12 protein-coding genes and 1 riboswitch are annotated in these 13,441 nt (G+C 54.0%); of the genes, 9 read left to right on the top strand and 3 right to left on the bottom strand.

The features are described from left to right. Positions 1–49: 49 nt before the first annotated feature. Entirely contained in the window at positions 50–1,960 is a 1,911-nt protein-coding gene (locus ACOXYR_RS08135; RefSeq protein WP_421355329.1) for a DNA repair helicase YoaA, read from the bottom strand. Positions 1,961–2,089: 129 nt separating this feature from the next. On the opposite strand from ACOXYR_RS08135, the gene ACOXYR_RS08130 reads away from it, so the two are divergent. Next, positions 2,090–2,434, top strand: a complete 345-nt coding sequence (locus tag ACOXYR_RS08130; protein ID WP_015964080.1) for a RidA family protein — start codon at positions 2,090–2,092, stop codon at positions 2,432–2,434. A gap of 4 nt (positions 2,435–2,438) precedes the next feature. On the opposite strand, the gene ACOXYR_RS08125 is transcribed toward ACOXYR_RS08130, so the two are convergent. Continuing rightward, a complete protein-coding gene (locus tag ACOXYR_RS08125) occupies positions 2,439–2,624 on the bottom strand; it encodes a YoaH family protein (RefSeq protein ID WP_108475336.1) in 186 nt (61 codons plus the stop codon). A gap of 59 nt (positions 2,625–2,683) precedes the next feature. Between ACOXYR_RS08125 and pabB the strand changes: the two genes are divergently transcribed. The 4 genes from pabB (at position 2,684) to ACOXYR_RS08105 (ending at position 7,849) form a co-directional block, all read left to right on the top strand. Further along, positions 2,684–4,039 (top strand): aminodeoxychorismate synthase component 1, encoded by a 1,356-nt coding sequence (pabB, locus tag ACOXYR_RS08120; protein ID WP_421355330.1) that lies wholly within the window; start codon positions 2,684–2,686, stop codon positions 4,037–4,039. 2 nt (positions 4,040–4,041) lie between these two features. Beyond that, positions 4,042–4,620 carry a CoA pyrophosphatase gene (locus ACOXYR_RS08115; protein ID WP_108475334.1) on the top strand — a complete coding sequence of 193 codons (579 nt, stop codon included), beginning with the start codon at positions 4,042–4,044 and terminating at the stop codon, positions 4,618–4,620. Positions 4,621–4,785: 165 nt separating this feature from the next. Next, on the top strand, positions 4,786–6,150 hold the full coding sequence (gene sdaA / locus ACOXYR_RS08110) for an L-serine ammonia-lyase (protein WP_108475333.1): 1,365 nt from the start codon (positions 4,786–4,788) through the stop codon (positions 6,148–6,150). Positions 6,151–6,274: 124 nt separating this feature from the next. Beyond that, entirely contained in the window at positions 6,275–7,849 is a 1,575-nt protein-coding gene (locus tag ACOXYR_RS08105; RefSeq protein ID WP_113857085.1) for an EAL domain-containing protein, read from the top strand. Positions 7,850–7,858: 9 nt separating this feature from the next. Here ACOXYR_RS08105 and yoaE read toward each other — a convergent pair whose 3' ends face one another. Continuing rightward, positions 7,859–9,418 carry a CNNM family cation transport protein YoaE gene (gene yoaE, locus ACOXYR_RS08100; protein ID WP_108475331.1) on the bottom strand — a complete coding sequence of 520 codons (1,560 nt, stop codon included), beginning with the start codon at positions 9,416–9,418 and terminating at the stop codon, positions 7,859–7,861. A 458-nt stretch (positions 9,419–9,876) separates the two neighbouring features. Between yoaE and manX the strand changes: the two genes are divergently transcribed. From manX to ACOXYR_RS08080, 4 genes are all read left to right on the top strand, one after another. Beyond that, entirely contained in the window at positions 9,877–10,839 is a 963-nt protein-coding gene (gene manX, locus ACOXYR_RS08095; protein WP_015964073.1) for a PTS mannose transporter subunit IIAB, read from the top strand. Between the two features lie 62 nt (positions 10,840–10,901). Further along, a complete protein-coding gene (manY, locus tag ACOXYR_RS08090) occupies positions 10,902–11,702 on the top strand; it encodes a PTS mannose transporter subunit IIC (protein ID WP_108475330.1) in 801 nt (266 codons plus the stop codon). A 12-nt stretch (positions 11,703–11,714) separates the two neighbouring features. Further along, positions 11,715–12,566 (top strand): PTS mannose transporter subunit IID, encoded by an 852-nt coding sequence (locus tag ACOXYR_RS08085; protein WP_015964071.1) that lies wholly within the window; start codon positions 11,715–11,717, stop codon positions 12,564–12,566. Positions 12,567–12,619: 53 nt separating this feature from the next. Beyond that, complete coding sequence (locus ACOXYR_RS08080; RefSeq protein WP_421355331.1) at positions 12,620–13,078, top strand: DUF986 family protein; 459 nt, start codon at positions 12,620–12,622, stop codon at positions 13,076–13,078. Positions 13,079–13,275: 197 nt separating this feature from the next. Beyond that, a riboswitch (yybP-ykoY riboswitch) is annotated at positions 13,276–13,381 on the top strand. The last annotated feature ends 60 nt before the right edge of the window (positions 13,382–13,441 follow it).

Here is a 13,441-nt window from a genome sequence, read left to right as displayed (position 1 = left end):
AATAAAATGGCGCGCATCTTAGCACACTTTGTACCAGGCTGCGCCCCTGTTAACGAATGGATGACATCGCCAGGAAGCGCACCGCGCGTCCGATATCTCGCGTGCGCGGCGCAGGCGGCAGGCTGGCAAGGAAGGTTGCGCCATACGGACGCATCACCAGTCGATTGTCGCAAATCACCAGCACGCCACGATCGTCCGTGTCGCGAATCAGACGCCCCACGCCCTGTTTGAGGGTGATGACCGCATCCGGAAGCTGTACTTCTTCAAACGGATCGCCGCCACGCAGACGACAATCTTCCATTCGCGCCTTAAGCAATGGATCGTCCGGCGAGGTAAAGGGCAGTTTGTCGATGATCACCAACGAGAGCGCATCGCCGCGCACGTCCACGCCTTCCCAGAAGCTGCTGGTCGCCACCAACAGCGCGTTCCCGGCACTGACAAATTGTTGCAGCAGTTGGCCTTTACTGGTTTCGCCCTGAAGCAACACCGGTAACGTCATGGTGGCGCGGAACTGTTCGGCAAGGTCGCGCATCATGGCGTGTGAGGTGCAAAGCATAAAACAGCGCCCATCGTTGGCTTCGATGATCGGTTTTAACATGGCCGCCAGATGACGCGCCGCGCCTGGCTGATTAGGTAATGGCAGGTTGCGCGGCACGCACAGCAGCGCCTGATGCGCATAGTCAAACGGGCTCGGCAACAGAAGTGAGTGCGCCTCTCCGATGCCGAGGCGATCGGTGAAGTGATGCAGATCGTCGTTCACCGATAAGGTGGCCGAGGTAAAAATCCAGCTACCCGGCTTCTGCGCCATCACTTCTTTGAATTTATCGGCAACCGTGAGCGGCGTGAGCGCCATGGTAAAGTGGCGTGAGTTGCATTCATACCAGTAGCTGTAACCGGGCTGGTTGACGTCTTTCAGCCGCTTGAGTCGCGCACGATACAGCGTCGCACGTTCAAAGGCCGCATCCAGCAAGACTGAGCGCCCGAGCGAGAGTTTGGCGACGTCATAGCAGAGCTCCAGCGCATCATCTAACAGCAGAAGCGCGCGCTGAATGGTGTTATCCGCCAGCAGTTCACGCAGATTCCCGCGATAGCCAGGGTCACCCAACTGCAAGCGGAAATCCTGGGTGGCCTGCGCCAGGCGGTCGGCACATTTTTGCAGTTGTTGAGTGTCTTTCAGTTCCGTGCGGTAGGCGATGGTGATGTCTTTGGCGAGATCTAACAGCTGTCGGCTGGAGAGCGATTGGCCAAAATACTGGCTGGCGATATCCGGAAGCTGATGCGCTTCATCGAAAATCATTACCTCGGCTTCGGGAATGAGCTCACCGAAACCGCTCTCTTTAACCACCATATCGGCCAGAAACAGGTGATGGTTGACCACCACCACATCGGCATCCATCGCTTTTTTACGCGCCTTCACCACAAAGCAGTCGGCGTACTGGGGGCAGTCGCTACCGAGACAGTTGTCATTGGTGCTGGTCACCAGCGGCCAGGCCTGCGAATCTTCCGCGACGCTGACACAGGTGCTGATGTCGCCATCTATTGTCTGATTCGCCCACGAGCGTAGCAAAATCACATCGCTTAACGTGTTGACGGGCAGATCGCCGCCCGCGAGCGCCTGCTGTTCAAGACGTTCAATACACAAGTAGTTGGAACGCCCTTTCAGCAACGCCAGTTTACCTTTGAATTCCAGGGCTTTTGCCACCGTCGGTAAATCACGGCTGTAGAGCTGATCCTGCAACGCTTTCGAACCAGTAGAGATAATGACCTTTTTATCGGCGCGCAGCGCGGGCGCAAGGTAGGCGTAGGTTTTTCCGGTGCCGGTTCCCGCTTCCACCACCAACGGCTCGCCGTCACGGATTGACTGCGCCACGGCGTGCGCCATCTGACGCTGCGGTTCGCGTGGTTTAAAACCGGTAATCGCTTTCGCTAACTGACCGTCTGCTGCAAAATCGTCCGTCACACTGCCCCCTGTTTATTTGGACAGTGATTATGTCAGGCCGACCGTCCTTTCGCCAGTCGAACGGATGACGACCGGGCAACAATATGGCACTCTTGCGCCCTTAAAGGAATTTCAACAGAGGAAACTGCAATGACGATTACGCGTATTGATGCCGAAGCCCGCTGGTCTGATGTCGTGATTCACAACCAGACGCTGTACTACACCGGGGTACCGGAAAATCTGCAAGCGGATGCCTACGAGCAAACAGCAAACACCCTGGCGCAGATTGACGCAATTTTGCAAAAACAGGGTAGCGATAAAACCAAAATTCTTGATGCGACGATTTTTCTCGCCAATGGAGATGATTTCGCCGCCATGAACAAAGCGTGGGATGAATGGGTTGTTGCGGGCCATGCGCCGGTGCGTTGCACCGTGCAGGCCAGATTGATGAAAGCGGAGTATAAGGTCGAAATTAAAATTATCGCCGCGGTGTAATGCCCTACTCTTCTTCATCCTCATCTTCAAATCGCGCCACGATCTGTTCTCCCTTGTGAGTGGCGCGAATTTCTGCGGCGACCTGCGCAATCGCTTCGCCGCTGCTCACTCCCTGAGAAATGAGTTCATGAATACGTTCTACCGCTTGTTGCTGCTGCTCGTGGGTCAGCGAAGGTAATCCTGCAAACATCTTTGACTCCTGCTACATTGTTGGCGCTTATTATTTCACGCTGTTTGGGTTTGAGGAAGATGTTACTCCCGTCAATGATTACGCTACCGTGGCGACAGGATGCCGCCGAGCACTATTTTGCGCCGTTAAGTCACCAGCCATGGGCGATGTTGCTCCACTCGGGTCATGCAGAGCATCCTCACAGTCGTTACGACATTCTGGTTGCGCAACCTCTCATCACCCTGGTGACGCTCGGCGAAACAACCACGATTACGCGCGGCAGTGAGCATACCGTGTCAACGCAGGATCCGCTCTCGCTTTTACACGCTGAAGTGGATGGTTGTGCATTTAATACCACTCCCCTTGCCGATTTGCCGTTTATCGGCGGTGCGCTGGGGCTTTTCGGCTACGATTTGGGTCGCCGCTTTGAGCAGCTTCCCCATCATGCGCAGCAGGATATCGACCTGCCAGATATGGCAGTGGGTATTTATGACTGGGCGCTGATTGTCGACCATCGTCGCCAGACGGTAACGCTGGTCAGCCAGAATAACGTCCAGGAGCGCCTGGACTGGCTGCTGAATCAGCAGAAGCAATCGGGGCGGCCATTTACGTTAACCTCGGCGTGGCAGGCAAATATGAGCCGGGAAACCTACGGCGAAAAATTCCGCCAGGTACAGGCGTATCTGCAGAGCGGCGATTGTTATCAGGTCAACCTTGCTCAGCGTTTTCAGGCGAGCTATACCGGCGATGAATGGCAAGCGTTCATTCAGCTTAACCGCAGTAACCGAGCACCGTTCAGCGCGTTTATCCGACTTGAAGAAGGCGCGATTTTAAGCCTCTCGCCGGAGCGGTTTATTCTGCTGGAACAAGGCGAAATTCAGACGCGACCGATTAAAGGTACGCTTCCCCGTCTGGCCGACGCCACTGAAGACGCAGCACAGGCTGAACGGCTGGCGAATTCACCGAAAGATCGCGCTGAGAATCTGATGATTGTCGATTTGATGCGCAACGATATTGGCCGCGTCGCGGTGCCGGGCAGCGTTCGCGTACCGGAGCTGTTTGTGGTGGAGCCCTTCCCGGCGGTGCACCATTTGGTGAGTACGATTACCGCGACCTTGCCGGATACGCTCCACGCCAGCGACCTGCTTCGTGCTGCATTCCCCGGCGGTTCAATTACCGGTGCGCCGAAAGTGCGGGCCATGCAGATTATCGACGAACTCGAACCGCATCGCCGTAACGCCTGGTGCGGCAGCATTGGTTATCTCAGCGCCTGTGGCAATATGGATACCAGCATCACCATTCGTACCGTCACCGCCTGGCGTGGTCAGGTTTACTGTTCCGCAGGAGGTGGTATCGTGGCAGACAGCAACGAAGCCGCGGAATATCAGGAAACGTTTGATAAAGTTAACCGTATTCTGCATCAACTGGAGTCTTAACCATGGCATCCCCCGCTCTGAACCTGGACGATTTTCTCTCCCGTTTTCAACTGCTGCGCCCACAGGCGAACCGCTTAGCGGTCAATCAGCGGCAGGCGGCGGTGCTGGTGCCCATCGTGCGGCGTCCTGAACCGGGATTGCTGTTAACCCAGCGTTCGGCAACGTTGCGCAAACATCCTGGTCAAGTAGCGTTCCCCGGCGGCGCGGTCGATAGCACCGATGCGTCGCTGATTGCCGCCGCGCTGCGTGAAGCGCAGGAAGAGGTGGCCATTCCGCCAGAGAGCGTTGAGGTCATCGGTATGCTGCCCCCGGTTGATAGCGTGACCGGTTTTCAGGTTACGCCCGTAGTTGGCGTGATCCCGCCAAATCTGCACTATCACGCCAGCGTCGATGAAGTCTCATCCGTTTTCGAAATGCCGCTGGCGGAGGCGCTGCGACTTGGGCGTTACCATCCACTCGACATTCATCGCCGTGGAGATTCACACCGTGTATGGCTTTCGTGGTACCAGCACTATTTTGTCTGGGGAATGACCGCCGGCATTATTCGTGAACTGGCGCTACAGGTAGGCCTGAAACCCTGACTATACTTAGCGTAACAGCAAGATGTTCGGCATTAGTAAAATAGTATCGATTCATTAGTTTAATTCATGTGAATAGTTCAGCCGAATATCCGGTTCCCTCATACACTATGCGCAATTATAACATCGTTGCCGCAACACGCCGGCAACCCTGTCAGGAGTAACAACGTGATTAGTATATTCGACATGTTCAAGGTGGGGATTGGCCCCTCATCTTCCCATACTGTAGGGCCGATGAAAGCAGGCAAGCAGTTCGTCGATGACCTGGTCGAAAAAGGTTTGATTGATGATGTCACCCGCGTGGCGGTTGACGTCTACGGTTCGCTCTCGTTAACCGGTAAAGGTCACCATACTGATATCGCCATTATTATGGGCCTCGCGGGCAACGAGCCTGCGACGGTCGATATTGATGCTATTCCCGCGTTTATCCGCGATGTCGAAACCCGTGGCCGGCTGCTGCTGGCGCAGGGACGCAAAGAAGTCGATTTTCCGAAAGACAACGGCATGCGCTTTCACAACGGCAACCTGCCGCTGCATGAAAACGGTATGCAGATCCACGCCTGGGCGGGTGAAACGGAAGTCTATAGCAAAACCTATTACTCCATCGGCGGCGGTTTTATCGTCGATGAAGAGCATTTCGGCAAAGACTCGGTCGATGAGGTAAGCGTGCCTTACCCGTTCGCGTCCGCGACCGAAATGCTGAACTACTGCAAAGAGACCGGCCTGTCACTTTCCGGCATGGTCATGCAGAACGAACTGGCACTGCACAGTAAGAAAGAGATTGAAGCGTATTTTGCGAATGTCTGGCAGACCATGCAGGCCTGTATCGATCGTGGCATGAACACCGAAGGCGTGCTGCCGGGGCCGCTGCGCGTACCGCGTCGCGCCTCCGCCCTGCGTCGTCTGCTGGTTGCCAGCGATAAGCTTTCTAACGACCCGATGAACGTGGTCGATTGGGTCAATATGTTCGCGCTGGCAGTGAATGAAGAGAACGCCGCCGGGGGGCGCGTGGTCACTGCGCCGACTAACGGTGCCTGCGGGATCGTGCCAGCGGTGCTGGCCTACTACGATCACTTTATTGAATCCGTCAGCCCGGATATCTACATTCGCTACTTCCTCGCCGCCGGGGCGATTGGTGCGCTCTATAAAATGAACGCCTCTATTTCCGGTGCGGAAGTGGGTTGTCAGGGTGAAGTGGGCGTGGCCTGCTCCATGGCGGCTGCGGGTCTGGCTGAGCTATTGGGTGCCAGCCCGGAACAGGTTTGCGTGGCGGCGGAAATCGGTATGGAACATAATCTGGGTCTCACCTGCGACCCGGTGGCAGGTCAGGTTCAGGTTCCGTGCATTGAACGTAACGCTATTGCTTCGGTAAAAGCGATTAACGCCTCACGGATGGCGATGCGCCGCACCAGCGAGCCGCGCGTCTCTCTCGATAAAGTCATCGAAACGATGTATGAAACCGGGAAAGATATGAACGCCAAATACCGCGAAACCTCCCGCGGCGGCCTCGCGATTAAAGTACAGTGTGACTAACCACTCGTCGCCCATCTTCGGATGGGCGATTTATTTCTCTCTTTTCCCTCACTTTTTTCTTCGCGCACCGCTAAACTTGCATGTGTTGCCGTGAAAGGCTCTGGCCAGGTATTGAGCATCGGATATGCAATCTGCGCACTGGATAGTAAAACAATATCTTCATAAGCGTATTCTTCTCTGCGTTCTGGTGGCGCTGGGTGTCTTTTCGCTTACGCTGGGTATTGGATTTATTTTACAGCGTAGCGAAAATAAACAGCAGATAGAAAGCTATACCCTGCGCGCGGTCACCACGATGGAAAAGATCCTGCGAAGTCTGGAAAAAGAGCGTATTGACCTGCAGCCTCTCATCGGAAAACCGTGTAATGACAACCTGTTACAGCTTCGTCAGCAGGTCGCAACCTTAAAAACTGCACGCTCAATTTTCCTGGTCAAGGACGGTATTCTTTACTGCTCCAGCGCCTTTGGCGAGCGCAACATTCCGTTGCGCAAGTTGCAGCCCAGGTTAGCCGCCAGCACGCCAAATATCATCCTCACCATAGATCGTTCGCTGGTCAAAGGAAGTCCCGTTTTGATGCAGTGGTTCCCGGCGGCACAGGACGATCGCAATGGCGTAGTGATCGGGATTAACATTGATTTGGTCAGCGAGATGATTCTCGACCCTTTCCCGCCGCTCATTACGCGCACCAGTCTGGGTATTGATAATGCCTATTACATGGACGGCGTGGGTATTAGCGAGCAGCGATTGCAGCGTAAAGGTGAGATGTTCTATTCGCAGGCATCCCGGGCATACCCTTTCAGCATTGCCGTTAGCGGCCCCTCATTCTGGACGCTGGCATTGCATGAGTTACCCGGCAGGCTACCGCTGGCGCTGATCCTCAGTCTGCTTTTCGCATGGATAACCTGGATTGCCACCGCCAGGCGTATGAGCTTCTCCTGGGAAATCAACATGGGCATCGCCCAGCGCGAATTTACCCTTTTCTGCCAGCCGCTGATGAACACCCGTGCCCAGCGCTGCGACGGCGTTGAGATCCTGCTGCGCTGGAATAATCCCCGTCTCGGCCCGATTGCGCCAGATGTGTTTATCCCCATTGCCGAAGCCAAAAATCTGATCCTGCCGCTGACTCGCTATGTGCTCAATGAAACGGCGCAACAGCTGCATTACTTTCCCGCCGATCCCAAGTTCCATATCGGCATCAACGCTGCCGCGGCGCATTTCCGTGATGACAAGTTGCTTCTTGCAGACCTCAACAACCTGTGGTTCAGCGTAAATCCCACCGTCCAGTTAACCATTGAACTAACCGAGCGCGACGCGCTGCACGACGTGAACAGCAAGCTTTTACGCGAGCTGCACAGCAAGAAAGTTCAGCTGGCAATTGATGATTTCGGCACCGGCAACAGTTCGCTCTCGTGGCTTGAGAAACTGCATCCCGATGTGCTGAAAATTGATAAATCATTTACCCACGCGATTGGTACTGATGCGGTTAACTCAACGGTGACGGACATTATCATTGCGCTGGGACAGCGGTTGAACATTGAGTTGGTGGCGGAAGGGGTGGAAACGCCGGAGCAGGCAAACTATTTGCAGCGCCACGGCGTGCATTTACTGCAGGGTTATCTCTACGCGCCGCCGATGCCACTGGCGGAATTCCCCCAGTGGCTGGCGAAGCATAACGGGCTACCTCCGCCCGCTATGCCTTAAAGGTTCGCGTTACTCTTCTTCGTCATGTTCTGACGGTTGCTTCACCACGCGCACCTGGTCGATGCGATAATTATTGGCTTCGGTGATGGTTATCTGCAACGGCGCCAGTTCAATCACATCACCTACCTTCGGAATATGACCGTTAACGGCGATCACCAGGCCCGCAACGGTGGCGATATCCTCTTCGTCGTTGACCAGATTATCGATATCCAGCGCCTGTTGCAGCGCGTGCAAATCGGTACCGCCCTTCACAATCCACCCTTCGCCATCGGCGACGATCTCCGGCGTTTCATCGGCGTCCGGGAACTCACCGGCGATCGCTTCCAGCACATCCAGCGGCGTGACCAGGCCCTGTACTACGCCAAACTCATTGGTGACGATAACAAAGCTGCCTTTCGCCCGACGCAGTACGCCCAGCAGATTAATCGGGTCAAGCGTATCTGGCACCACAATGGCCGGATGGGCTGAGGCAATAGCCGCCACATCATCTCCGGCTTCCAGTGCCACCAGCATCTCTTTGGCGCGAACGATACCGATAACCTCATCCAGTTCGCCACGACACACCGGGAACAGGCTGTGCGGCGACGAAAGCAGCTGTTCGCGGATTTCGTCTTTGCTGAGGTCAGCATCGACCCAACTGATTTCGCCACGCGGGGTCATGATGCTGCGCAGGGAACGCGAAGCCAGCGTCAACACGCCGTTAATCATATAGCGCTCTTCTTCCGCAAACGCACCTTCAGGTACTGACACAGGCGTAGGGTTATCCCCTTCCTGTTGCGGGCTGGCCTGCTTACGGCTGCCCATCAGGCGCAGAATGGCATCTGCCGTACGCGCACGTAATGGCAGCGTTGACTGATGACGAATAAAGTTACGACGCGCAATCTGGTTAAACAGTTCGATGATGATTGAGAAACCAATCGCCGCGTACAGGTAGCCTTTCGGAATGTGGAAACCGAAACCTTCCGCCACGAGGCTCAAACCGATCATCAGCAGGAAGCTCAGACAGAGCACCACCACCGTCGGATGCTGGTTGACGAAGTTCGTCAACGGCTTTGAAGCCAGCAACATCACGCCCATTGCAATCACCACTGCCGCCATCATGACAGGCAGATCGTTCACCATCCCCACGGCGGTAATGACCGCATCAAGGGAGAAGACGGCATCCAGCACGACAATTTGCAGTACCACAACCCAGAAGCTGGCGTAGCCTTTGCCGTGTCCAGCATCGTGCTGGCGGTTTTCCAGCCGTTCATGAAGCTCGGTTGTCGCCTTAAACAACAGGAACAGACCACCCAACAGCATGATCAAATCACGCCCGGAGAACGAGTAATCCCACACGCTGAACAGCGGCGCGGTGAGCGTGACCATCCACGAGATCACCGAGAGCAGGCCCAGACGCATTATCAGCGCCAACGACAGGCCGATCAGGCGTGCTTTATCACGCTGTTTCGGCGGCAGTTTATCCGCAAGGATCGCAATAAAGACCAGGTTATCAATACCCAGTACGATTTCCAGGACGACAAGCGTCAACAAACCGGCCCAGATTGACGGGTCCATTAACAATTCCATGAGCGACTCCAGCTAATAAGATGACGCGTCATCGCGCTGTCAAATACAGGCGTGACAATTTCGGACAAAAGGGAACGGTGGCGCGGCTGGCCGGGGTGTACTGCACAAATGTGCGATGTGAACGTGTAAAGGCGTCGGTGACGGTCCATACTTTGGGCTGCTGCCCTATACTCCTGCAAAATTAAACGGAAGCTAAACATAGCAAAAACTGATCACAATTTGGCAAAGATTTACCTGTCTTTGCAATAAGTAAGATTATTTTTTGCGCCGCAAAATAATTGGCCCCCTTTGACTAAATTACGGATCTTCATCACATTAATTATTTTTTCACTATCTAAAATAATTCTCGGCAGTTATTAATTTTTTCTCTCAAACCCTTATCTGAATCGATTCGGTCACGATATCGCTTCAACAAGCATCAGCCCGCCTGATGCAACGATAATAAAAGGAGGTAGCAAGTGACGATTGCTATTGTAATAGGCACACATGGTTGGGCAGCAGAACAACTGCTGAAGACGGCAGAGATGCTGTTGGGCGAGCAGGAAAATGTGGGTTGGATCGATTTCGTGCCTGGCGAAAACGCCGAGACATTAATCGAAAAATACAACGCACAGCTGGCAAAGCTTGATACCAGCAAAGGCGTGCTGTTCCTCGTTGATACCTGGGGCGGAAGCCCGTTCAACGCGGCCAGTCGCATTGTCGTCGATAAAGAACAGTATGAAGTCATCGCGGGCGTCAACATTCCGATGTTAGTGGAAACGCTGATGGCGCGTGATGATAACCCGTCGTTTGATGAGCTGGTGGCGATTGCCGTTGAAACGGGTCGTGAAGGCGTGAAAGCGCTGAAAGCGAAGCCGGTTGAAAAAGCCGCGCCAGCCCCGGTCGCAGCGAAACCTGCGGCTCCGGTTAAACCGATGGGTGAAAATGACTACATGGTCATTGGCCTCGCGCGTATCGATGACCGTTTAATCCACGGTCAGGTCGCTACCCGCTGGACTAAAGAAACCAACGTCCGCCGCATCATCGTCGTCAGCGATGAAGTTGCCGCAGATACCGTACGTAAAACCCTGCTGACGCAGGTTGCTCCTCCGGGCGTAACCGCGCATGTGGTTGATATTGCCAAGATGCTTCGCGTCTACAACAACCCGAAATACGCGGGTGAACGAGTGATGCTGCTGTTCACGAACCCGACGGATGTCGAACGCCTTGCTGAAGGTGGTGTGAAATTCACCTCCATCAACATCGGCGGTATGGCCTTCCGCCAGGGTAAAACTCAGGTGAATAACGCCGTTTCGGTCGATGAAAAAGATATTGAAGCGTTCAAGAAGTTGAACGCCCGTGGTATCGAGCTGGAAGTCCGTAAGGTCTCCAACGATCCGAAACTGAAAATGATGGATCTGATTAACAAGATTGGCAAATAAGCTATCTCGTTAATTGTCACTCAGTTTTCACACTTTAGTCTTACGTTTATAGGAGAAGTACAATGGAGATTACCACTCTTCAAATTGTGCTGATATTCATCGTTGCCTGTATCGCAGGTATGGAGTCGATCCTTGATGAGTTTCAGTTCCACCGTCCGCTGGTGGCATGTACCCTGGTCGGTATCGTTCTTGGCGATATGAAAACCGGTATTATCATCGGTGGTACGCTGGAAATGATCGCCCTGGGTTGGATGAACATCGGTGCGGCGGTTGCGCCTGACGCCGCGCTGGCATCCATCATCTCAACCATTCTGGTTATTGCAGGTCAGCAGAGCATCGGCGCCGGTATCGCGCTGGCGATTCCTCTGGCTGCGGCAGGCCAGGTTCTGACCATCATCGTACGTACCATTACCGTGGCCTTCCAGCACGCAGCGGATAAGGCGGCCGATAATGGCAACCTGACGGCACTCTCCTGGATCCACGTCTCCTCCCTGTTCCTGCAGGCGATGCGTATCGCTATCCCGGCCGTGATCGTGGCAGTGTCCGTGGGTACCAGCGAAGTACAGAACATGCTGAACGCGATCCCGGAAGTGGTCACCAGCGGTCTGAACATCGCCGGCGGTATGATTGTTGTCGTCGGTTACGCCATGGTTATTAACATGATGCGTGCAGGCTACCTGATGCCGTTCTTCTACCTGGGCTTCGTTACCGCTGCTTTCACCAACTTCAACCTGGTTGCGCTGGGTGTGATTGGTGCGGTAATGGCGATTCTGTACATTCAGCTGAGCCCGAAATATAACCGCGTTGCGGGTGCTGCGGCTCCGGCTGCTGGCGCGAACGATCTTGATAACGAACTGGACTAACAGGTGAGCGACATGGTTGATACAACTCAAACTACCACCGAGAAAAAACTCACTCCGAGCGACATCCGTGGCGTGTTCCTGCGTTCAAACCTGTTCCAGGGTTCATGGAACTTCGAACGTATGCAGGCGCTGGGCTTCTGTTTCTCCATGGTGCCGGCGATCCGTCGTCTGTATCCTGAGAACAACGATGCGCGTAAACAGGCTATCAAGCGTCACCTGGAGTTCTTTAACACCCATCCGTATGTTGCGGCACCGGTTCTCGGCGTAACGCTTGCGATGGAAGAGCAGCGTGCTAACGGCGCTGAAATTGACGATGCGGCTATCAACGGTATCAAAGTCGGTCTGATGGGCCCGCTGGCAGGCGTCGGCGACCCGATCTTCTGGGGTACTGTGCGTCCCGTCTTCGCGGCGCTCGGTGCAGGTATCGCGATGAGCGGCAGCCTGCTTGGGCCTCTGCTGTTCTTCATCCTGTTTAACGTAGTGCGTCTGGCGACCCGTTACTACGGTGTGGCGTATGGCTACCGTAAAGGTGTCGATATCGTTAAAGATATGGGCGGCGGCTTCCTGCAGAAACTGACTGAGGGGGCGTCAATCCTCGGCCTGTTTGTCATGGGGGCATTGGTTAACAAGTGGACGCACGTCAACATTCCACTGGTGGTTTCGACCATCACCGGTCAGGATGGCCAGACGCGTGTCACGACTGTGCAGACAATCCTGGACCAGCTGATGCCGGGTCTGGTGCCGCTGCTGTTAACCTTCGCCTGTATGTGGCTGCTGCGTAAGAAAGTTAACCCGCTGTGGATCATCGTTGGCTTCTTCGTCATCGGTATCGCGGGCTACGCTGTCGGCCTGCTGGGTCTGTAATATCTGTTGTGCGCCGGGGGCTTACGCCCCCGGTTTTTTTATTCGGAGGCTTAATGACAATAACGGATTGGGTACTGGTTTTCTTCATCATCGCGCTGCTGGCTTTTGCCATTTACGACCAGTTCATCATGCCCCGCCGTCATGGCACCACGCTGCTTTCTATCCCCCTTCTGCGTCGTAACCGCATCGATGGTGCAATTTTCGTCGGTCTCATCGCGATACTTATCTATAACAACATCAACAATAATGGTGCACAAATCACCACCTGGCTGTTATCGTCTCTGGCATTGATGGGTCTTTATCTGTTCTGGATCCGCAGCCCCAAAATCATTTTCAAATCGGCGGGTTTTTTCTTCGCCAATATCTGGATTGAATATCCGCGGGTGAAACAGATGAATTTATCTGAGGATGGTGTTCTGGTCATGCAATTAGAACAACGACGTTTGCTGGTTCGCGTGAAGAATATTGACGACCTCGAAAAAATATCCAAGCTTCTGCTTTCATCTCAATAAGTTACAAATATAGCCAGCGCTATGATTGTGCTATTTTCCAGCACGTCAAACATAGCTCTGGCTATATCAGCACAATAAACCCACGATATTAATTAACGTTTTTCTCACCTTATTTCGAAAATGAAAATCGTTATCATTTAGTTAAAAGAAATAACACTTTCTGTTCTTGGTTTATATTCTAAAAATATGTTAAGGTTGCGTCCGTCGTTGGGGAGTAGCCGATTTTCAGTCATCTGAAAATGTGCGTGTCAACATACTCGTTGCAAAACGTGGCACGTACGAACCATTCAAACGCGAATGGTTAGGCGAGACCATAGATACGCTTACTGCTGTTTACTGGGGGCAGGAGTGTGTCATATGGAT

The organism is Pseudocitrobacter faecalis, assembly GCF_965231525.1.
Classification (GTDB): domain Bacteria; phylum Pseudomonadota; class Gammaproteobacteria; order Enterobacterales; family Enterobacteriaceae; genus Pseudocitrobacter; species Pseudocitrobacter faecalis.
This window is presented reverse-complemented; position numbering and strand designations above follow the sequence as displayed.